19 protein-coding genes are annotated in these 20,930 nt (G+C 68.1%); 10 read left to right on the top strand and 9 right to left on the bottom strand.

Going from position 1 to position 20,930, the window contains the following annotated elements; all coding sequences use genetic code 11:
* The first annotated feature begins 251 nt into the window (after nt 1-251).
* A complete protein-coding gene (locus tag RZV17_RS13630) occupies nt 252-434 on the top strand; it encodes a 30S ribosomal protein THX (RefSeq protein WP_008571876.1) in 183 nt (60 codons plus the stop codon).
* A 260-nt stretch (nt 435-694) separates the two neighbouring features.
* Here RZV17_RS13630 and RZV17_RS13625 read toward each other — a convergent pair whose 3' ends face one another.
* Genes RZV17_RS13625 through RZV17_RS13610 form a run of 4 tightly spaced genes read right to left on the bottom strand, consistent with a single transcriptional unit; the run spans nt 695 to nt 5,433 of the window.
* On the bottom strand, nt 695-2,032 hold the full coding sequence (locus RZV17_RS13625) for a chloride channel protein (RefSeq protein ID WP_355604174.1): 1,338 nt from the start codon (nt 2,030-2,032) through the stop codon (nt 695-697).
* Nucleotides 2,033-2,085: 53 nt separating this feature from the next.
* Nucleotides 2,086-3,390, bottom strand: a complete 1,305-nt coding sequence (locus RZV17_RS13620) for an ectonucleotide pyrophosphatase/phosphodiesterase (RefSeq protein WP_355604171.1) — start codon at nt 3,388-3,390, stop codon at nt 2,086-2,088.
* A gap of 37 nt (nt 3,391-3,427) precedes the next feature.
* Nucleotides 3,428-3,973: a methylated-DNA--[protein]-cysteine S-methyltransferase gene (locus tag RZV17_RS13615; RefSeq protein ID WP_104580549.1), complete on the bottom strand. Its 546-nt coding sequence runs from the start codon at nt 3,971-3,973 to the stop codon at nt 3,428-3,430.
* Entirely contained in the window at nt 3,970-5,433 is a 1,464-nt protein-coding gene (locus tag RZV17_RS13610) for a DNA-3-methyladenine glycosylase 2 (protein ID WP_104580548.1), read from the bottom strand. The genes RZV17_RS13615 and RZV17_RS13610 overlap by 4 nt, the downstream gene beginning before the upstream one ends.
* Before the next feature lie 269 nt (nt 5,434-5,702).
* Between RZV17_RS13610 and RZV17_RS13605 the strand changes: the two genes are divergently transcribed.
* From RZV17_RS13605 to ubiM, 5 genes are all read left to right on the top strand, one after another.
* Nucleotides 5,703-6,881, top strand: coding sequence for a hypothetical protein (locus tag RZV17_RS13605; RefSeq protein ID WP_166748983.1), 1,179 nt, complete (start codon nt 5,703-5,705; stop codon nt 6,879-6,881).
* 77 nt (nt 6,882-6,958) lie between these two features.
* On the top strand, nt 6,959-7,213 hold the full coding sequence (locus RZV17_RS13600; protein WP_047695669.1) for a hypothetical protein: 255 nt from the start codon (nt 6,959-6,961) through the stop codon (nt 7,211-7,213).
* A 240-nt stretch (nt 7,214-7,453) separates the two neighbouring features.
* Nucleotides 7,454-7,999, top strand: coding sequence for a DUF4019 domain-containing protein (locus RZV17_RS13595; RefSeq protein WP_184385019.1), 546 nt, complete (start codon nt 7,454-7,456; stop codon nt 7,997-7,999).
* Between the two features lie 25 nt (nt 8,000-8,024).
* Nucleotides 8,025-8,426 (top strand): MAPEG family protein, encoded by a 402-nt coding sequence (locus RZV17_RS13590; RefSeq protein WP_039411317.1) that lies wholly within the window; start codon nt 8,025-8,027, stop codon nt 8,424-8,426.
* A gap of 86 nt (nt 8,427-8,512) precedes the next feature.
* Complete coding sequence (gene ubiM / locus RZV17_RS13585; RefSeq protein WP_228314091.1) at nt 8,513-9,688, top strand: 5-demethoxyubiquinol-8 5-hydroxylase UbiM; 1,176 nt, start codon at nt 8,513-8,515, stop codon at nt 9,686-9,688.
* A gap of 176 nt (nt 9,689-9,864) precedes the next feature.
* Here the strand turns inward: ubiM and RZV17_RS13580 are convergent, their stop codons facing one another.
* From RZV17_RS13580 to RZV17_RS13570, 3 genes are all read right to left on the bottom strand, one after another.
* On the bottom strand, nt 9,865-10,107 hold the full coding sequence (locus RZV17_RS13580) for an RNA-binding S4 domain-containing protein (RefSeq protein ID WP_355604165.1): 243 nt from the start codon (nt 10,105-10,107) through the stop codon (nt 9,865-9,867).
* A gap of 161 nt (nt 10,108-10,268) precedes the next feature.
* Nucleotides 10,269-10,916: a hypothetical protein gene (locus tag RZV17_RS13575; RefSeq protein WP_355604162.1), complete on the bottom strand. Its 648-nt coding sequence runs from the start codon at nt 10,914-10,916 to the stop codon at nt 10,269-10,271.
* A gap of 28 nt (nt 10,917-10,944) precedes the next feature.
* Nucleotides 10,945-11,445, bottom strand: coding sequence for a sigma-70 family RNA polymerase sigma factor (locus RZV17_RS13570; RefSeq protein ID WP_355604160.1), 501 nt, complete (start codon nt 11,443-11,445; stop codon nt 10,945-10,947).
* Between the two features lie 170 nt (nt 11,446-11,615).
* On the opposite strand from RZV17_RS13570, the gene RZV17_RS13565 reads away from it, so the two are divergent.
* The 4 genes from RZV17_RS13565 to RZV17_RS13550 all read left to right on the top strand — a co-directional run bounded on the left by RZV17_RS13565 (nt 11,616) and on the right by RZV17_RS13550 (nt 18,180).
* On the top strand, nt 11,616-13,520 hold the full coding sequence (locus tag RZV17_RS13565) for a DEAD/DEAH box helicase (RefSeq protein ID WP_355604156.1): 1,905 nt from the start codon (nt 11,616-11,618) through the stop codon (nt 13,518-13,520).
* A 259-nt stretch (nt 13,521-13,779) separates the two neighbouring features.
* Nucleotides 13,780-16,185 carry a bifunctional diguanylate cyclase/phosphodiesterase gene (locus tag RZV17_RS13560; protein WP_147423581.1) on the top strand — a complete coding sequence of 802 codons (2,406 nt, stop codon included), beginning with the start codon at nt 13,780-13,782 and terminating at the stop codon, nt 16,183-16,185.
* 81 nt (nt 16,186-16,266) lie between these two features.
* The gene (locus RZV17_RS13555; RefSeq protein WP_355604153.1) at nt 16,267-16,989 is read left to right on the top strand and encodes a pseudouridine synthase; all 723 of its coding nucleotides are present in this window, start codon (nt 16,267-16,269) and stop codon (nt 16,987-16,989) included.
* Nucleotides 16,990-17,109: 120 nt separating this feature from the next.
* Nucleotides 17,110-18,180 (top strand): diguanylate cyclase, encoded by a 1,071-nt coding sequence (locus RZV17_RS13550; protein ID WP_039412991.1) that lies wholly within the window; start codon nt 17,110-17,112, stop codon nt 18,178-18,180.
* 339 nt (nt 18,181-18,519) lie between these two features.
* On the opposite strand, the gene RZV17_RS13545 is transcribed toward RZV17_RS13550, so the two are convergent.
* Both RZV17_RS13545 and RZV17_RS13540 read right to left on the bottom strand, forming a co-directional pair.
* Nucleotides 18,520-19,467, bottom strand: a complete 948-nt coding sequence (locus tag RZV17_RS13545) for a DMT family transporter (RefSeq protein WP_047695678.1) — start codon at nt 19,465-19,467, stop codon at nt 18,520-18,522.
* A gap of 342 nt (nt 19,468-19,809) precedes the next feature.
* The gene (locus RZV17_RS13540; RefSeq protein WP_104580542.1) at nt 19,810-20,643 is read right to left on the bottom strand and encodes a DUF72 domain-containing protein; all 834 of its coding nucleotides are present in this window, start codon (nt 20,641-20,643) and stop codon (nt 19,810-19,812) included.
* Between the last annotated feature and the right edge of the window lie 287 nt (nt 20,644-20,930).

Here is a 20,930-nt window from a genome sequence, read left to right as displayed (position 1 = left end):
CGCCCGGCGACGCCTTGAGCTGTCGCAGGCACCTGATCGCCATGATGGGTATCCGCTACCGACCAGGCACCGGCGCGCTGCACGGGCGGGCCGCTTGCCCGGCGCCAGCGTTGGGCGGCTCTACCGTCGGGCTGCGCGCCTTGCGGCCGACGTGATAGGCTTGCCGGCCTTGCGCGAGGGCGCCGCCGGTGCAAACCTCGCCAGACCCGTGCCAGCACGGGAATTTGTATTCACATTCAGGAGTCGACGAAATGGGTAAGGGTGACCGTAAGACCGCCAAGGGCAAGCGCTACAACGCCAGCTACGGCAATTCGCGTTCGCACGCGGTGAGCAAGGTTGTCGTGGGTGCGGCTGCCCCGGTTGCCAAGAAGGGTGTGGTCAAGGCGCCGGCCAAGAAGGCCGTTGCCAAGAAGACCGTTGCCAAGGCCGGTTGATTCCAGCCACTTCGCGACATCGAAACGCGGCGCTTGCGCCGCGTTTTTTTTATGCCCGACATCAGCGCACCATGCTGTTCGTCTGCCTGTTGGCGTGCATGGACCGACGCTGGACTACGTGGACCATGCGGCGCATCACCGCCGTCGGTAGCCGCTGCAAATCAAGGCAAGACACTCAAGAGTGGCTTGCGCAATGGCATTCACCGGGGCTGTCCGTGATGGATCGGAGACAGCCTGCGCGCCTCAATGGTGCAACGTCTCTAGTGCGCTGTGTCCGCCGCCGGTGCGGTGTTCTTCGCCGCTGGGGTCAGCAACTGTTCGGCCAGCCCACGATAAATCGGCGTTTTGCACACCAGCCCCGACACCGCGCGTGCAATCAACACGGTGGCCAGGATCGGCAGCAGCATCTGGCTGGTGTCGGTGAGCTCCAGCGAGATCACCGCCGAGGTCAGCGGTGCCTGGGTCACGCCGGTGAGATAGGCGCACATGCCCAGCAGCACGAAGGTGCGCGGGTCCACGCCCGGCATCAGCACCGACAGGTTGTGGCCGATGCCGGCACCGACCGCCAGCGCCGGTGAAAACAGGCCACCCGGAATTCCCGCCAGATACGACACCAGATTGGCGATGAGCTTCATCAGCCCGAATTCGTGCCCCACCACCGCCTGCCCCTGCACCAGGCTGCGTGCCTGCTCGTAGCCGGTCCCGAAGGCGCCTTGCCCGAACACCAGCGCCAACCCGACCAGGGCTACGCCGCACAACGCCGCCAACAGCACCGGGTGGCGCCGGCGCAGGCTGCCCAGCCAGCGCGGCTTGCCACTGACGCTGGCCAGCACCAGACGCGCAAAGATCCCGCCCAGCAGCCCGGCCACGCTGCCACACAGCGCAATCGCCAGCCAGGCCTGGCCCAGTGGCAAGGCCACCGCCACCTTGCCGAAATACGTGTAGTTGCCCAGCACGCCCAGCGACACCACGCCGCCCACGATCACCGCGGTGAGCAGGGTGCCGGAAAAGCGGTGCTCGAAGCGCCCGCTCAATTCCTCGATCGCAAACACCACCCCCGCCAGCGGCGTGTTGAACGCCGCGGCAATGCCGGCGGCGCCGCCGGCCAGCAAAAAGTGCGAGAGCTCGCGTGGATCATGAAAGCCGAACCAGCGCCCGAACACATGCATCAGGCTGGCGCCGACATGCACGGTGGGCCCTTCGCGCCCGACCGAGGCGCCACCCAGCAACGACAACGTGGTCAAGGCAAGCTTGCCGATCGACACGCGCAGCGACAGGTTGGTCTCGCGAAACGCCGGGTCCGGATGCTCCAGCGCGGCGATGACCTGCGGAATGCCGCTGCCACGGGTGGGACGCAGGGCGCCGGCGGTGAGCCAGGCAAGCAGGGCGAAAATGCCCGGCGTCAGCAGCAGTGCCCACCAGATCGAGTGTGCGGTGATGCGCTGGAACAGGTGGAAGGCCGCATCGCTGGCCTTGGCGAACACGATCGCCACCAGAGCCACCGCGATCGCACCACCCCACAGTGCTGCGCGGCGACGCCAGCCTGCGCTGGACAACAACGGCCGCAGACGACGCGGCGACGGATCGGGAACGGACATCGCAGTATTGTCGCACCCACCGGCCGTCGCCGGTGAACAGTGTGCTCAGTGCATCAGTGTGTGGCGTCCGGCGGCACGCGCAGTGCCGGCAGCAAGGTGGCCGGGTTGCCATCGTTCGGCGCAGCCGCAATGCCCAGCAGGCGCGTCATCAAGGCATATACATCGACGTTGTCGAAGCCGGGCAAGGTCTTGCCCTGTGCCAGGTCCGGGCCCTGCGCCACGAACACCGCACGCATCGATGGCAGCGCCGGGTCGAAGCCGTGCGAGCCGCGCACGCCCTGCTGCGGGCGCCTGGCCAGTTTGTCCGGGAACAATGCGTCCCAGCCCTCATGCATCTGGCACACGATCGGTGGAATGCGCGGGTTGCTGCCGTAATGCCAGTGCGTCGGCAATTCTTCCTTGCGCCAGCAGTCGTACTGCGCATGCATGCCGAGCAGGGCGGCTTCGGCGGCGGCCTGTTGCCCGGGCATTGGCGCAAACCCGATCACCTGCCCGTCGGTGAGCGCGGTGGCCACCGTCGCCGGCGCGATGTCTTCCACGCTGATCGCATGGCCCGGCGCCACCTCGGCCATGCCGTGGTCGGACACCACGATGATGTTGGTGCGTGCGCGGGTGCCGTCGCGCTGCATCCCGGCCAGCAGCCGGCCGATGGCGGCATCCACCGCGCGCACGCTGTCGGCGTATTCGCGCGACTCCGGGCCGTGGTCATGGCCGGCTTCGTCCACGTGTTCGAAGTACAGCGTGACCAATCGCTTGCGTGCGGCGCCGGAGTCGCTCAGCCAGCCGAGCACGGTGTCCACGCGTGCTTCCAGGCCGATGCCTTCTTCGTAATGGCGCCACTGGGTGGGCCGCACGCCCTGGATCGCCGCTTCGCTGCCCGGCCACGACCATGTCGCCGCATGCAGGCCGGCGTTTTCTGCGCCTACCCACAACGGCTGGCCACCCCACCAGCGCGCATCGCCCACCGCCTCGGGCTTGCTCAGCCAGAAACTGCCCAGCGCCGGGTCGCGCATGCTGTTGTGCACGATGCCGTGGTGGTCCGGGCGCAGCCCGGTGACCAGCGTGTAGTGGTTGGGAAAGGTCAGCGACGGATACGACGGCGTCATCCAGCGCGCACGCACGCCCTCGCGCGCCAGCTGCGACAGGTGCGGGGTGATGCCGCGATCGAGCATGTCCGCACGCAGCCCGTCGATGGAGATCAGCAGCAAGGTGTGCGCGCTGGCATCGGCTGCCGCGTCCTGTGCGGGCGACGCTGCAGCGGGCGAGGGTGGCGCAGCGCCACGGACGGAAGGCTGGCAGGTACAGGCCGCGAGCAGCACGCTGGCCATTGCGGCGAACACAAGACGTCGGTCGATCATGCACGCGAGTGTAAGGCGCGGCGATGACGTCGCGAAGTCAGGGCGTGTGGGGCGGGTGTGCGTGGGCGAACAGATCGTCGGCGCGTGCACTCTGGCGTGGCGACCAGCCTTCCAGCTGCAGCAACGCCTGCTTGGTCGGCAGGCCGCCGCCGAAGCCGGTCAACGCCCCATTGGCGCCGATCACGCGGTGGCACGGCAGCACGATCGGCAGCGGGTTGCGGCTGTTGGCGGCGCCCACCGCACGGCTGGCGGCAGGCCGCCCCACCGCCTGCGCCAGTTGCACGTAACTCCAGGTCTGGCCGAACGGAATCTGCGCCAGCGTGTGCCAGACCTCCAGTTGAAACGGCGTGCCGGCCGGCGCCAACGGCAGGTCGAAACGGCGTCGCCCGCCGTGCAGATAGTCCAGCAGTTGCTCGCGCGCCTCGCGCACCAGTGCGGCCTCCGGATCGTGCACCCAGCGCGCCCGCCCGGCCGCGTCGTAACGGTTCTGCGCGAACAGGATGTGGCGTACGCCAGCGTGGTCGGCGGCCACGGTGAGCGCGCCGATCGGCGACGGGAAAGTGTCGTAACGCACTGCGCTCATGGGCGGGGTTCCTTGTGATCGACGGCCAGATGCCACAGGTGCAGCACCGCATACGCGCGCCATGGCCGCCATGCCTGCGAGCGCGCCTCGGTGGCGCGCTCGCTCAGCCGCTCCGGCGCGCCAAGCACCTGCTGCAGGATCAGATCGCCGGCCGGAAACGCATCCGGATGCGACAGCGCGCGCATGGCGATGTAGTGCGCGGTCCACGGTCCGATGCCGGGCAGGGCAGTACAGGCCGCGACGAAATCGACCAGCCGCTGGCCGGCACCGAACTGCAGCCGCCTTTGCGCACAGGCGCCGGCCAGCGCCCGCAAGGTGGCGGCGCGGGCGCGTGGCAGGCCCAGCTGTTCCAGCGGTGCGTCGGCCAGTTGCGCGGGGGTGGGAAAACTGCGGTCCAGGCCTGGCGGCATGTCGGCATGCTGGCCGCCGTGGCGGTCGACCAGGCGCGCCGCCAGCGTCGTGGCACCGGCCACGCTGATCTGCTGGCCCAACACCGCACGCACCGCCACTTCGAACCCGTCCCATCCCCCCGGCACGCGCAGGCCGGGCCGGCGCGCAATCGCCTCGGCCAGCAGCGGCTCCTGGGCAAGCGTGGCATGCACGGCCTGCAGGTCCGCGTCCAGGTCGAACAGCCGGCGCACGCGGCGCACGATCTGCGGGATCCGGCGTGGGTCGGTGGCGCCGATGCGCAGCAGCAGCTCGGCGCGCTGCGGCGCCGGTGCGACCTCGATCACGCTGGCGTTGCCGGGCGTGCCGATCACGCGCCGGTAGCTGCCGGCATCGATCTGCTCGATCCCCGGGATCGCACGGCGCCGCAAGAATGCCAGCATCGCCGGCCAGTCCAGCGGCGGCCGATAGCCCAGGCGCAGCGTGAGTTCGCCGCCGGGGACTTCGGCGCGTTGCTTGCGCAAGGCCGACGGCGGCATCCCGCAGCCCTGTACGAAGGCCGCATTGAAACGGCGCAGGCTGTTGAAGCCCGCGGCCAGCGCGACCTCGGTCACCGGCAGTGCGGTTTCGGTGAGCAGTTGCTTGGCCAGCAGCAGCCGACGCGTGCCATGCACCTGGATCGGCGTGGCGCCGAGCTGCTGCACGAACTGCCGCTGCAATTGCCGCGCACTTACGCCGACCGCATCGGCCAGGGTCTGCACCGGCTGCTCCTGCAACACGCCGTCGGCGATCATCGCCAGGGCACGCTGCACGCTCTCGTCGCCCAGATGCTGCTGCGCCTGCGGCGACAGCTCCGGCCGGCAGCGCAGGCATGGCCGGTAGCCGGCTGCACTGGCCGCCGCAGCGCTGGGGTAGTAGCTTACGTTGCCCGGATTGGGCGCCGGCGCCGGGCACACCGGGCGGCAATAAATGCCGGTGCTGCGCACGGCGGTAAAGAACAGCCCGTCGAAGCGCGCATCGCGCGCCAGGCGGGCGCGGTCGCATTGGGTCCGGTCGGGCGTGAGCGATTGCATGGCGCCAGTCTATGCGCTGCCCATCGCCCCGGCTGGCCGTTTTCGGACAGCACTGTGCTCAGCGTGATGCCGCCTCGTCCGAGGCGAACGATGTGCAACCGCCGCGACGTCAGCGCCGCCTGCGCCGGGGCGCGATGCCGCTGGATGCTTCGTAGCGCACGCATGCAGGCAACTGGCCTGACGGGTGCCAGGTTAAGGTCGGGTTCGGGGCATGCTGCGCGTCCGCCCTAGACTGGGAGCCCGCTCACGCTCTCGATGGCCCGCACCCGATGTTGAAACCGCTTTGCCTGTCCCTTGCGTGTCTGCTTCTGCTGGCGGCGTGCGACCGCACCAGCACCTCCGCCGATGCCGCGATGGCGCAGCAGAACGGCGGCGCGCAGGCCGGCGACGGCGACCATATGGTGTCGGTGGATACGCCCGAGCCGGTGCCGCCTCCGCGCCCGCGTACGCAGGCAGGCGAGGCGGGTTGGCCGCAGGCCGAGCTTGATGCCGGCCAGGCCTGGATCAGCTGCGCCACCGATTACGGAAAAGAGGCCGGCGACGGCACCCTGCTGCCGGCGCTGGATCGGGCCAGCGTGGAAGCGGCGCTGGCGCCGTGCCGCGACACCGGGCTGCTGCGGGTGCGCTACGCCGGCAAGATCAACGCGGGCTTTGCCGCGCTGGTATGGCGGCTGGCGGCAGTGGCCGAGCAGTGGCGTCTGCCGCATCGCATCCTGGATCTGGATTCCAGCGGCGGGCAGGTAGAGGCCGCGATCCGCGCCGGCGACACCATCGGCGAATCCAACTGGACCATCTGGGTGCGCGAAGGCTCGATCTGCCATAGTGCCTGCGTGTTCGTGCTTGCCGCCGGCGACAACCGTCTGGTCGCCGGCAAGGTCGGCATCCACCGGATGATGCGGATCAGCTCCAAGGCCACCTCGCGGGCCGAGCTCAATCGCGAGTTGCGCGAGGTCTACGGCAACGTCAAGGATTACCTGGAGCGCAACGGCGTGGCAGTGGCGGTGGCCGACCTCATGATGACGGTGCCCAACCGCAGCCTGCGCCTGCTCACCATGGAAGAGCTGCGCGAATACGGGCTGGACGGCACCAATGCCGTGCAGGACGACCTGGAGCGGATCCGCCAGATGCGCAAGTGCGGCGATGCGTTCGTGCGGCGCAAGGATGCGTTTCTGGTCGCCTTCGACCAGAAGTGCAAGGGCGAGGGCGCGGACCTGGATGCGGTCAACGCCTGCGGCCTGGCCTTGAAGCAACGCTTCGGCTTTCCGGATGCGGCCTGCCCGGAGGAAAGCCCGCTGGCGGAAACCGACGCGGCGGCCCTGCCGACCACCCCGGCGGCCGACGCGCAGCGCGATGCCGCCCCCGCCGAGCAGGCACCGGCCGCACCGGACGCCCAACCGGCCGCCGAGTCCGTGCCGGCGTCGCCGTCAGCCGCCCACGCCGACGGTTGAGGCCGGCCGCAGGTTTCACGCGTATCGCACTGGGCGCTGCCTATCGTCGCCGGAACACAACCGAGCCGGGGGGCAGTATGCGAGGGAAGACCAAAGGCGTTTTGCTGGCATATCTGCCGTCCGCCCTGCTGGTGCTGGTGGGCTTTGGCGTGGCCGAGCTGCTGCGTGTGGCCGCTGCCGCAATGCACGAGCAGTGGCCAGCCACCCTGGCGATGTGGCTCAGCCTGGCGGCCTTGATTGCGGCCATCGCGCGCGCGTTCTGGGTCAGCTGGCGCCTGTGGCGACCACGCAGCGTGGCGACGGTGCCGCCCGCACCGGGCGGTGAGGTATAGGCACTGCGCTCGGCCGGCACTCTTCTCGCCTTCGGATGCGGCGTGCGCGATGGGTTGCCCGCCTCATTCCCATCAAGCCGACCTGCGCCCGCTTGGCACCCACCATCGAGACGTTTTCCAGCGATTCCATCGCGACATCCGCAGCTGCACTTGTGTTGCGCAGGTCGCGCCATAGACTGCGCAGCGCAGCGCACGCTGCGGCCCGTTTCTTCCATCCGATCCGTACAAGGTCCCTGTCCCATGCTCCGTCCTCGTTTGCTTGTCGCGTTTGTGCTGGCTCCCGCGCTGGCGTTTGCCCAACAGCCGCAGCCGTCCAGCCGCCCGGTCACCGCCACGCAGGCAGCGCCGTCCACGCAGCGGCCGTCTGCGGCGCAGCCGGCTCCCGCCTCGAGCGCCGCCCAGCAGGCCCAGGTGGCCAAGCAGGACATCGAAATGACCCAGGCCGCCCTGCGCGTGGCGCAGATGGTCGATGCCAATAAGGCCGCTTCGTTGTGGGACGGCGCGTCCGCTGTCGCCAAGACCGCGGTCAAGCGCGACGCCTTCGTCGCCCAGCTGGCTGGCGAGCGTGCGCGCCTGGGTGCGGTGGTCGGGCGCGGCCAGAGCTCGGTAACGCGGGTGAAGTACGGCCCCGGCGCGCAGGTGCCCGAGGGGCTGTACGTCAACGTCAGTTTCCCGACCCGGTTTGCCAATGCGCCGCAGCCGGTGCGTGAACTGGTTTCGTTCCGACTGGACGAAGACAAGACCTGGCGCGTTGCCGGCTACAGCCTGCGCACGGCGGCCAAGTGATGGTGCCGCTTCCTAGGAGCCTTGCATGCAATTGACCATCGAACTGCAGATGCTCGGCTGGGCCATGGTGCTTGGCCTGGTACAGCTGCTGGCAGCCTCCGGCAGCATGACGGCCCAGCGTGGCACCAAATGGAACGCCAGCGCCCGCGACGGCGAGGCCAAGCCGCTGACCGGCGTTGCGGCGCGTCTGGACCGCGCGTTCCGCAACTATCTGGAAACCTTTCCGATCTTCGCCGCCGCCGTGCTGGCGGTGAGCGTGGCCGGGCGCACCAGCGCAGACACCGCGCTGGGTGTGCAGCTGTATCTGTGGGCGCGCGTGGCCTATGTGCCGGCCTATGCGGCCGGCATTCCCTACGTGCGCAGCGCAATCTGGGTGGTGTCGTTCTGGGGCATCGTCAAGCTGCTGCGCGCGCTGCTGGGCTGGTGACGCGTGGATGCGCGCCTGATCCTGATCAAGGGGCAGGCCAGGGATAGCGTCTAGACTGGGCGCATCGGCAGTCGCGGGTGCGCAGCATGCAATCGGTGGATATCGCGATCATTGGCGCCGGGCCGGTCGGGCTCGGTTTTGCACGTGCCCTGGCCGGCAGCGGCCTGTCGGTCGCGCTGATCGATCAACAGCCGCGTGAGTCGCTTGCCGAACCGGCCTTCGATGGACGCGAGATTGCGCTCACGCACGCCTCGCGTAGCGTGCTGGAGCAATTGGGCATCTGGCAGCAGTTCCCCGCAACGGCAATCTCGCCACTGCGCGATGCGCGCGTCATGGATGGGCATTCGTCCTTTGCGCTGACCTTTGCCGCGGCTGCGCCAGCTGCCGGGGCGCTGGGCTGGCTGGTACCCAATCATCTGATCCGTCGCGCGGCCTGGCAGGCCGTGCAGACGCAGGATGGACTGCAGATCCACTGCGGTTGCAGCGTGCACGCGCTGTACCACGGTGCCGGGCGGGTGGAGCTGCAACTCTCCGACGGGCAGCGGCTGTCGTCGCGCCTGCTGGTTGCGGCCGACAGCCGGTTTTCCACAACCCGGCGGCTGCTCGGCATCGGGGCGCAGTTGCGCGATTTCGGCAAGACCATGCTGGTGTGCCGGATGCGTCACACGCTGCCGCATCAGCATGCGGCGTGGGAATGGTTTGGCTACGGCAAGACGCTGGCGCTGTTGCCGTTGCACGGTCATCGCGCCGGCGCCGTGCTCACCCTGCCGCCGCGACAGGTCAACGCACTGCTTGCGCTGGATGAAGACCACTTCAGCGCCGCCGTCAGTGACGCATTCGAGCATCGCCTCGGCCGCATGCACCAGGACGGCAGCCGGCATGCCTATCCGCTGGTTGCCGCCTACGCGCACCGGTTCGTGGCCGAGCGCGCGGCCTTGATCGGCGATGCGGCGGTGGGCATGCATCCGGTCACCGCGCACGGGTTCAACTTTGGATTGCAGAGCCAGGCGCGCCTGGCCGAGCGCGTGCGTGCCGCCGCCGCTGCCGGGCGCGACATCGGCAGCGCCGGGCTGTTGCATGACTACCAACGCGTGCACCGCCTTGCCACCCGGCCCTTGTTCGAGGCAACCAATGCCGTGGCTGCCCTCTACACCGATGACCGCCTGCCGGCGCGCGTGTTGCGAGGCGGCGCGCTGCGTGCGGCGCATGCGATCGCTCCTTTCCGGCGGGCGATTGCGGCACATTTGACCCAGCGCAGCTGACGCGTCGAGAAGACCGTCCCAGGTCGATCGTCACCACATCGCGGGTCGGGTGGCGTGATCACAAGCGCCAGGCTGTGCTGCGCGATGCCGCCCGATGCAGGCGGTTCGCCCGTGTTGCAGTCTTACGCCGGATCATCCGGGGACGGCGCGATGTTGCGCTGGCCGCTCAACGAGCGTCATGCAGGGTGGTCGGCATCCGGGTCCATCGCCAGCACACGAATCTCCACCTCATCCAGCTGCACCAGCTGGCCCGGGCGGATCTTCGCGGTCTTGCGCAGTTCCTGCACGCCATCGACGCTGACGGCACCGCTGGCGACGACCGCCTTGCCCTGGCCGCCGCTATCGGCAATGCCGGCCAGCTTGAGCAGTTGATTGAGTTCGATGTACTCGCCGTCCAGGTCGAATTCCAGGAATTGCATGCTGCGCTCGATGACAGGAAGACGGCGATTATCCGCCTGTCGCCGTCCACAACACCACCGTGGCAAGACGACGGGGGCCGGCGGCTGCAATCGGTGGCGCAGCGGTACCCAGGCCACTGGCTGCATCCATTGCACGATCGTCGTAGGCCGCGTCTGCGCGCTTATTCGCGTCGAAAGCGTGCGATTTCATCGAGCATGCCTTCGGCACGCACGACGCCGGGCCCGGCATGCGCGTTGTCGATACGCTCCAGCCACGGATGGCGGCTGCGCTGCAGCCGTCGATAGCCGAGCCAGGTACCAATACCGCCGAGCACGCCCACCAGCAGATTGAGCAGCAGCCAGTCGTGCGGCAGGGTCAGGCCGGTCAGTGCGCGCCAGCCGGCGTCCGCCACCGCCACCCACAGCACCCAGAACGCCACGCCCAGCCACGGGGCCACCCGCGTGCGCCAGCGCCGCAACTGCGCGAGCGCGCGCTGCGTGGGCAGCAGCGGTCCGGCAAAGTCCAGCTGCGCCAACAGCTGCAGCTGCCGTAGTGCGGAGATCGCCAGCGCAATGCTCCACAGCTGCAGCAGCACGCCGCCGATGATCGCCGCGGCCTGATCCGTATGGGCAAGCCAGCTGTGCGCGATCAGGATGTGCAGCACCACTGCGCACAGTAAGTGCGCCGATTGGCTCAGCCACAGCGGGCGCAGGCTGGCGCGCGCCGCATGGCGACGTAGTTCGCCGCTGATGTGGCCGATCTGCGTGGTGTGCTGATCCAGGCGGTGTTCCATCGCGTGCCAGGCGCGTTGCATGTCGTCGAGTTCCATCGAGTGTTCCTTCGGCTAAGCGGGGTGGTCAGAGTTCGGCGCGGATGCGCGCCTTGAGGCGGCTGAGTTTCGTGGCGACGTTGGTCTCGCTGATGCCGAGCACCTCGCCGATCTCGCGGTAGCTGTGCGCGTCCAGGTACAGCAGCATCAAGGCCCGTTCCAGTTGCGGCAGGTGCGCGATAAAGCCGTAGAGCGCGGCGACCTGCTGTTCGTGCGCCGGGTCGCGTGCCAGCGGGTCGGCGATGCTGTCGACCACCGCCTCCAGCGGAAGCGGGTCGTGCGGCACGCGGCTGCGGCCGCGCAGATCGCTGATTGCCACGTTCAGGGCGATGCGGTACATCCAGGTGGAAAAACGCCGGGTGGTGTCATAGCCGGGAAATGCACGCCATAACTGCGCGGTGATGTCTTGCGCCAGCTCGGCACGGTTGTCCGGGTTCCAGCAATAGCTGGCCGCGACCTTCAGGACGATGCCACGGTGCTGCTGCAACAAGGCGTTGAAGCGGGTGTGCAGGTCTGTTTCCAGGGACATGGTTCCGGCCGCGTGGGTGGATGACAAGGGTCGAACAGATGATTCGCCGACGCGGGCAATTCGTCACAACCTGAACGGAACGTCACGGCCCTTCGACAGGAGGGGGTCTAAGGGCGCACACTATGCTGCTTTGCGCCTGCCGGCTCCGTGCGGCGCCTCCGGAGTTACCCATGACCCAAGAATCTTCCGCGCCGCTGCTGTTTGCAGACCTCGGCCTCTCGGACGCTGTGATGAAAGCCGTCGCCAACGTTGGCTACGAGTCGCCGTCGCCGATCCAGGCCGCCACCATTCCTGCGCTGCTGGCAGGCCGCGACGTGCTCGGCCAGGCGCAGACCGGTACCGGCAAGACCGCCGCGTTCGCGCTGCCGGTGCTGTCCAACGCCGACCTCCACCAGGTCAAGCCGCAAGCCCTGGTGCTGGCGCCCACCCGCGAGCTGGCCATCCAGGTCGCCGAGGCGTTCCAGAAATATGCCGAGGCCATTCCCGGCTTCCGCGTGCTGCCGGTGTACGGCGGCCAGCCCTATGCCCAGCAGCTGAGCGCGCTCAAGCGCGGCGTGCATGTGGTGGTGGGCACCCCGGGCCGGGTGATCGACCATCTGGACCGCGGTACGCTGGACCTGTCGCAGCTCAAGACCCTGGTGCTGGACGAAGCCGACGAAATGCTGCGCATGGGCTTCATCGACGACGTCGAAGCCGTGCTCAAGAAGCTGCCGGAGCAGCGCCAGGTGGCCTTGTTCTCGGCCACCATGCCGCCGGCCATCCGCCGCATCGCGCAGACCTATCTGAAGGACCCGGCCGAAGTCACCATCGCGGCCAAGACCACCACCTCGGCCAACATCCGCCAGCGCTACTGGTGGGTGAGCGGGCTGCACAAACTGGATGCGCTGACCCGCATCCTCGAGGTCGAGCAGTTCGACGGCATGATCATCTTCGCGCGCACCAAGGCGGCCACCGAAGAACTGGCGCAGAAGCTGCAGGCACGCGGCATGGCTGCGGCCGCCATCAACGGCGACATGCAGCAGGCCGCGCGTGAGAAGACCATCGCCCAGCTCAAGGACGGCAAGCTGGACATTCTGGTCGCCACCGACGTGGCCGCCCGCGGTCTGGACGTGGAACGCATCAGCCACGTGCTCAATTACGACATTCCCTACGACACCGAAAGCTATGTGCACCGCATCGGCCGTACCGGCCGTGCCGGGCGCACCGGCGACGCGATCCTGTTCGTGACGCCGCGCGAGAAGGGCATGCTGCGCTCGATCGAACGCGCCACCCGTCAGCCGATCGAAGAAATGCAGCTGCCGAGCGTGGATGCGGTCAACGACACCCGCGTGGCGCGTTTCATGACCCGCATCACCGAGACCCTGGCCGGTGGTCAGATCGACATGTACCGCGATCTGCTGCAGCGCTACGAGACCGAAAACAACGTACCGGCGATCGATATCGCCGCCGCCATGGCCAAGCTGCTGCAGGGCGATGCGCCGTTCCTGCTGACCCCACCGGTGCGTGGTGCGCGCGAAGAGTTCGCACCGCGCGAGCGCAACGAACGTGCCGACCGTGGCGAGCGTCCGCGCTTCGAGCCGAAGTTCGAGCGTGGTCCGCGTGCCCACGACGGCGAGCGCGCGCCGCGTCCGCCGCGCGGCGACGATGCCGGCGGCGAGCGTCCGCGTCGCGAGCCGGCACCACGCGGCGAGCCGGAGTTCGGCATGGAAAGCTATCGCATCGAAGTGGGCCACACCCACGGCGTGAAACCGGCCAATATCGTCGGTGCCATCGCCAACGAGGCCGGCCTGGAAAGCCGCTACATCGGCCGTATCGACATCCAGGACGATTACTCGATCCTGGACCTGCCGGCCGACATGCCGCGCGAATTGCTCACGCACCTGAAGAAGGTCTGGGTGTCCGGTCAGCAGCTCAACATGCGCAAGCTGGAAGACGGCGAAGCCGCAGCGTCGGCGGCCAAGCCACGCTTCCCGCGAGGTGGCAAGCCGTCCGGTCGTCCGAACGGCCCGGGCCGCCCGATGGACCGCTCCGGCGCGCCGCATCGCAAGGGCCCGCCCAAGCCGCGCGGCGAGTAAGCGCGGGCAGGGCCGGCGGCAGCCGGCAAGGGGCTGCAAGTGGTTGATTTGGCTATGCCTATAAGCGCATAGCAAGTCCGGCGTCGTTGCCGGGCCCGTTCCAGCGCCGCCTTGGACGTCGTCCCGCCGCCTGCACACGGCCCGACCGGTCGTCCGGCACGCGAACCCTGCCATACAGACTGGGCCATTGCGGCCGTTACTGCCTTCAGGCGCCCACTGGGCGCCTGAATCGCATCGGCGCGGCGAAGGACGGATGGCAATGGGGCAGGCAGCACGCAGCAAGAGTGGTGGGCAGACCCTGCATCTGATGCGCGGCTGGCTGACGCTTCCTTTGGCGCTCCTGATCGGCATGGCCGTGGCGATGGCGGTGATCTCGGCGCTGGTGATCGAGATCCAGTCCGGAGCCACCGCCTGGATCGTCGGCGAGAGCCACTGGTCCAAGGCCCAGCAGGAGTCGGTCTACTGGCTGGAGCGCTATCTGGGAAGCGGCGACCCGGCCGATCTGCAGGCGGCCTGCCGGGCGCTGGAGGTGCCGCTGGGCGATCGCTCGGCGCGCATCGCGGTCGAGCAGCCGGTGATCGACTGGGACACGGTCTACGCCGGGCTGGCCGCCGGCCGCAATGCCCGTGAGGACATGCCGCAGATGGTGCGGCTGTACCGCTACGGCCAGCGTGTACCGCATCTGGGCGAGGCGATCGCGCTGTGGAAGCAGACCGACAGCGACATCCTGCAACTGAATGCGCTGGCCGACCGGGCCGCGTCCGCTCAGGCCACTGCCACGCCCGACCCGCGCACCCTGCAGGCGCTGCGCGATGAGCTGCATCTGCTGGACGCACGCATGCGCCGCATCGCGGCGGAATTTCTGGTGTTGCTGACCCGCTGTGCGCGGCTGCTGCACGATGTGATGGTGGTCTGCAGCCTGGCCACCCTGCTGCTGGTGCTGACCACCTGCGTGCTGGCCATGCGCCGTATCCGCGATTACCTGCTGTCACACGAAGGCCGCTTCCGCACCGCGTTTCAGCAGGCGGCGCTGGGCATGGTCAAGTTCGATCTGCGAGGCCACGTGCTGGACGCCAACGCCTCGATGGCCAACATCCTGCGCTATCGCCCGGAGGAACTGCAGGCCTGCACACTGGCGCAGGTGATGCACCCGGACGACATCGTGCTGGACAGCCGCGGCATGATCGACTGGCCGCGCCTGCTGCAATCGGGCGAGCTGCGCTTCCTGCGCGCCGATGGCGGGGTGATGTGGGGGCGCTGGAGCGCGTCGCTGGTGGAGCCCGGCCCGGAAGAACCCACGCTGGTGCTGGCGGTGATCGAAGATGTCTCGCACGCGCACGAGCTGGCCGACGAAGTCGCCTACCACGCGCGCCACGATGCCTTGACCGGCTTGATCAACCGCCGCGAAATCGAACGCCGCTTGCTGAAGCTGATCGAGCTGCCGCAATCGCCACAGTTGTGCCATGCGCTGTGCTTCGTGGACCTGGATCATTTCAAGCTGGTCAACGACACCTTCGGGCATGCGGTCGGCGACAAGTTCCTGTGCCACTTCGCCGATGTCATCACCATGCAGCTGCGTCCGGGCGACTGGCTGGGGCGGCTGGGCGGCGACGAGTTCGCGATCCTGCTGGCCAATACCGATCTGGCGCAGGCGCAGGCCTTGCTGGAGCGCATGCACGGGGTGCTCGGGCAGCCGTGGAGCCATCAGGATGGCAAGCCGCTGACGCCGAGCTGCAGTTTCGGCGTGGTGGAAGTCTGCCACGGCGCCAGCGATGTCAACGCACTGATGACCGCGGCCGATCTGGCCTGCTATGCGGCCAAAGAAGAAGGCCGCAACCGGATTCGCTGTTTCAGCGAAAACGACCTGGCATTGGCGCGCCGCCGCCATGACGGTGGCTGGATCAGCGCGGTGCAGCAGGCCATCGCCGAAAGCCGGTTACTGCTGTATGCGCAGAAGATCCAGGTGCTCAGCGACCCCGGGCGGGTGCAGTACGAAGTGCTGGTGCGCATGCGCGCGCGCGACGGGCGCGTGCTGAGCCCCGGCGAGTTTCTGCCGGCGGTGGAGCGGTACGGGCTCGGGCGCATGGTCGATGCCTACGTGCTGGAAACCCTGTGCGCGCACCTGGCCGACAACCCGATGCATGTGGCTACGCTGGACCTGTGCCACGTCAATTTGTCCGCGCAGTCGATCGCGCAGCCGGATTTCCTGGATTTTGTCTGCGCCCTGTTCGAGCGCTACCCCACCTTGGTGCCCAAGCTGTGCATGGAAATCACCGAGACCGCGGTGATCGGCGATCTGGAGCACGCGCAGCGTTTCGTGCAGAGCGTGCGCGCACGCGGCTGCCACGTGGCGCTGGACGACTTCGGCAGCGGGCTGGCCTCGTTCGGCTACCTCAAGCAGTTCACCGTGGATGTGCTGAAGATCGATTGCGGGTTCGTGCGTAATTACGCGCACGATGCGGTGGACCGCGCGGCGGTGCATTCGATCGCCCAGGTCGGCCTGGCGCTGGGGATCGAGGTGGTGGCCGAAGGGGTCGAGTCCGAAGCGGATATTCCCGGCCTGCGCGAGGCTGGCGTCGGCCAGGTACAGGGCTTCAGCCTGCACCGCCCATGCCCGCTGGAAGACCTGGTCGCGCCGCAGCCGCTGCTGGCGATCACCGGATGAGGCCTGCGGGCAGACGTCGCGGTAGCGGCGCGCGGCGATGCGAGAGTGCGTTGCCGACGCCAAATCGCCGATAATCCGACGATGACGATCCGACTCAACAAACATATCGCCGATACCGGCTTCTGCTCACGCCGCGAGGCCGATCGGCTGATCGGCGAGCGCCGTGTCACCGTCAATGGCGTGGTGGCCCGCACCGGGGCGGTGGTGGGCGAGCAGGACACCGTGCTGGTGGATGGCCAACCGCTGCGCGCGCGCGAAGCCAAGAAGCCGGGCGGGCGCAAACATGTCTATATCGCGCTCAACAAGCCGGTGGGCATCACCTGCACCACCGAGAGTTCGGTCAAGGGCAACATCGTCGACTTCGTCGGCCACGAGCAGCGCATCTTTCCGATCGGCCGGCTGGACAAGGAGTCCGAAGGGCTGATCCTGCTGACCAGCAACGGCAACATCGTCAATGAAATCCTGCGTGCGGAAAACCGCCACCAGAAAGAGTATCTGGTGGCGGTCAACAAGGCGGTCACCGACGAATTTCTGCGCGGCATGGCACGTGGCGTGCGTATCCATAACGAGACCACGTTGCCGTGCCGCACCGCGCGCATCGCCAAGTTCGGCTTTCGCATCGTGCTGGAGCAGGGCCTGAACCGGCAGATCCGGTTGATGGCCGCCGAGTTCGGCTATCGGGTGACGCAATTGCGGCGGGTGCGCATCGACAACATCAAGCTGGCGGCGCTCAAGCCGGGGCAATGGCGCAACCTCAGCGATGCGGAACTGCGCGGATTGCTGCCGCAGCGCACCGACTGGTAAGCCGGCGCGCCGGATGAACCGCAGACTGCGCGAACGGCCAGCCGTCGCCTGCGCAGAGCGCTGGCCCGACAGGGCTCCGGCATACTTCCGACGATAACGACTCAGCAGGGGGCTGACCGCGTGATCAAACCGCAATTGCCAGGGAACGAAGCCGAACGGCTGATCGCCCTGCGTCAGTACGAGCTGCTGGATTCGCCACCCGAGCGCGCCTTCGACGACCTCACGCTGGTGGCGTCCACCGTGTGCGAGACGCAGATGGCGGCCGTGGTGCTGGTGGATGCGCATCGGCAGTGGTTCAAGGCGGCCCATGGCGTGCCGCGTAGCGAAGCCCCGCGCGATATCTCGTTCTGCGCACATGCCATCCTGCGCCCGGACGAGGTGATGACGGTCGAAGACACCTTGCTGGACCCGCGCTTTTTCGACAACCCGATGGTGACCGGGGAAGGCGCGGTGCGCTTCTATGCCGGGGCGCCGCTGGTCACCAGCGACGGCATGCCGCTGGGTTCGTTGTGCGTGTTCGATCAGGCGCCGGCGCATCTGCGCGACGCGCAACGCGCTGCGTTGCAGGCATTGTCGCGGCAGGCCTCGCATCTGCTGGAACTGCGCCTGGCAGGCAAGCAGCTGCGGCAGCAACTGCGTGAGCGCGACTGGTACGAGCAGCAGATGGCGCAGTATTACGCGGCGATGGAGGCGGTCAATGCCGATCTGGTCGAGCAGACCCGCACCGACCCGCTGACCGGCCTGCCCAATCGCCGCGCGTTCACCGCTGCGCTCGCCGCCGCCACGCAGCAGACGCGCGTGGCCAATCAACCGCTGTCGGTGGCCCTGTTGGACGTGGACCACTTCAAGGTGGTGAACGATGTCCATGGGCATGACCAGGGCGATCTGGTGCTGCGCGAGCTGTCGGCGCTGTTGCGTGCGCATGCGGCCGGCGCAGGCACGATTGCGCGCTACGGCGGCGAAGAGTTCGTGTTGCTGCTGCCCAACGTGGACCTGCAGCAGGCGCGGGTGCAGTGCGAATACCTGCGCCAGAGCGTGGCGACGATGACGCTCGCCCTGCCGGTGACGGTGAGCATCGGCGTGGCCATGCTGTACCCGCACGAGAGCGTGGAGGCGGTGATCAAGCGCGCCGACCAGGCCTTGTACGCGGCCAAGCGCGGCGGCCGCGATCAGGTGGTGGCGCTGGAGTAGCGCGTGGCTTGCGGGGGGGAGCTTCGTGGCCGGGACAGCGCAGGACGCGTGTGTGCAGCGCCGCGACGGTGCTGCAGCTGTACGTCTGGCCAGTGCGGATGTCGACTATGCGCGTGCAAAGCACTGGTCGCGCAAGATGTCGGTTGAATGGACGGCGCCAGTAACCTCATGTCGGTAACAGGGCTGCCGGTTTACACGTCGACCGGCACCGGTTCGTCACTGGCTTGCGCAGCATGGCCGCGAAAGATCTCCGGCGCGCGGAAGCGATGCTGTATGCATGCATGCATGCAGGCGGTTCGGGGCGTGCGCTGACGCTGGCGCACCCTCAGGACAATCGGATCAATCGACGATGTTCTTCGCCTCGGCGGTGCCGAGCAATTCCGGATGCACCACCTTGCGCCGGCGTTCCAGCACCGGATGCAGGAACACGGCGCCGAGAATGATCGCCACGCCCAGATAGAACTGCAGGGTCAGCTCGCGCTGCTCGCCGAGCAGGGCGATGGCCAGCACGATGGCGTAGACCGGTTCCAGGTTGGTCACCAGTTGCACCGAATACGCGCTCAGATGACGCAGCGCCATCAGCGCCAGCGCAAACGGCAGCAACGTGCAGGCCAGTGACAGGGCGAGCAGCAGCACACCGTCGTGCAGGCTGGGCAGGACCAGCAGGCTGCCATGCAGCGATGGCAGCAACAGCGGCATGGCCGGCGCCAGCACGGTCAGGGTCAAGGTGCCGGCACCCAACTCCAGTGCGGTCACGGTCAGCGGGTCTGCATGCGCGACCATGCGCTTGTTGAGCGAGCCGAACAGGCCGACGAAGACCGCCGAGATCGCGCCCACCACCACGCCGGCACGCATGCCATCGGGCACGCCGCCGACCACCAGCGCCACCCCCGGCAGCACCGCCAGACCGAACAGCAACTCGCGCGGACGGAACGGCCGCTGCGTGACCCACGGCTCGATCACCGCGGTGAACACCGGCGCCAGGGCGATGCAGGTCGCCGCCACCGAGGCATTGGCCAGCTTGATCGCGCCGTAGAAGGTGAGCCAGTGCAACGCCACCAGCGCGCCGATGCCGCAATAGCCCAGTACCACGCGCCCGGACAGCCCGCGCAGCCCGCGCCACACGCGTGGCCACAAGGCCAGCGCCACCACCACGATCAACATCCGCCACCACACCAGCGGCAAGGCCTGCAGGGTGATCAATTTGCCCAGGATCGCGGTGATGCCCCAGAGCAGCACGCAGAAATGAATTTGCAGTTGCGCCTTGCGCAGGTCGGTCGTGGGCATGCGCCATTGTCGCCGAAAAGTTGCGTGCCGACGTCGGGCGGCGACAGCAGCTTGGCTGGTGATGGCAGTCCGGCTCCCGGCCGCAGCGGTACCGAGTACCAAGCCCCTCTCCCACAGGAAAGGGGCGAGGGCACCGCCTACCCATGCCCCTGACTGCTGCACCATTCACGGCGTCGCTGAGGCCCAACGCCACGGTGAGCACGCAGGACCGTTCGCACGATCGGTGCGAAACGATCATGGCCCGGCAGCAGATGTGAGGTCGTCGCACATCGCCACTTGTCTGCCACGCGCCACCGTAAAAAACTGCCGCACGCACAACTGCGTGCAACGTCGGCGAGGCAGCTAACCTGCCGACAACGCCTTCAACAACGCCATCGCCGCCGCCGGATTGCGTTCCTTTGCCGCACTGATGAAGAACACGAACACCTCGCGCGGCGCAGCAGGCGTTTTCGACGGATCTTCGATGTGCGGCAGATCGTCCGGGTCTTCGCCGCGGCGCCATGCCTGGATGCGTTCGGCCCAGCGTGCCAGCGCAGGCGCGGGGTAGCCCGCATGCAGGCGCGCCTGGCTTCGCATCAGCCGCGCGTAGACAACGTCGGTGGAGAGGTCGGCGAAGGAGGGGTGTTCGTCCGAATCGGTGAACACCGTCGCAACGCCATGGCGGCGCACCAGCGCCAGCAACGACGCATCCACCGCATCGGGATCGCGGATTTCCAGCACGTGGCGCAGCGTGCGGCCGCCCGTGTGCCTGGGCAGCAGTGCCAGGAAGTCGTCCAGGTCGTCGGCCTGCAGGCGATGCCCGTGTTCGAACTGCCAAACCAACGGGCCAAGCGTGTCGCCGAGCTCGACAATGCCGCCGACGAAGTCCTCCACCTGCGCCCTGGTGCCCGCCAGTCTGCGCGACTGGGTAATGCGTCGCGGCGCCTTGGCCGAGAACACGAACCCGGGCGGCACCTCGTCGCGCCACTTTGCATAGGTTGCCGGCTTCTGCGCGCCGTAATAGGTGCCGTTGATTTCGATGGCGGTGACGTGACGGCTGGCGTATTCCAGCTCGCGGCGCTGCACCAGTCCTTCCGGATAGAACATGCCCGCGCGCCAAGGCGCGTACACCCAACCGCCGATGCCGACGTGGATGCCATCCAGGGAGGGCGGGGCGGAAGCGAACAGATCAGTCATCGCAGGGGTACTCGCTGGCAGGAGGGCACGGTTGCGGTGCGTGCTGCGCGAAGCCGGCAGCGACCGCGGCGCATAGCCTGGCGCATCCGGACTGGATGGCGCGTGAGAACGGCGGCGTTGCAGCGGCGACGGCCGTGCGCGTTGCGACGGACTGCAGCGGACGCAAGCACATCGATCGCGCAACCGTCAGCCACGCCATCGCACGCCTGCCAGCCTGGCCCCACCGCGACATGCGGCAGCCAGCGCCCGCACGCCAGCGCAGCCGGCTACCATGCCTGCATCGCCGC

The organism is Xanthomonas cannabis, assembly GCF_040616535.1.
Taxonomy (GTDB): domain Bacteria; phylum Pseudomonadota; class Gammaproteobacteria; order Xanthomonadales; family Xanthomonadaceae; genus Xanthomonas; species Xanthomonas cannabis.
The sequence above is the reverse complement of the archived record's forward strand: the minus strand, read 5'-3'. Positions and strand labels throughout refer to the sequence as shown.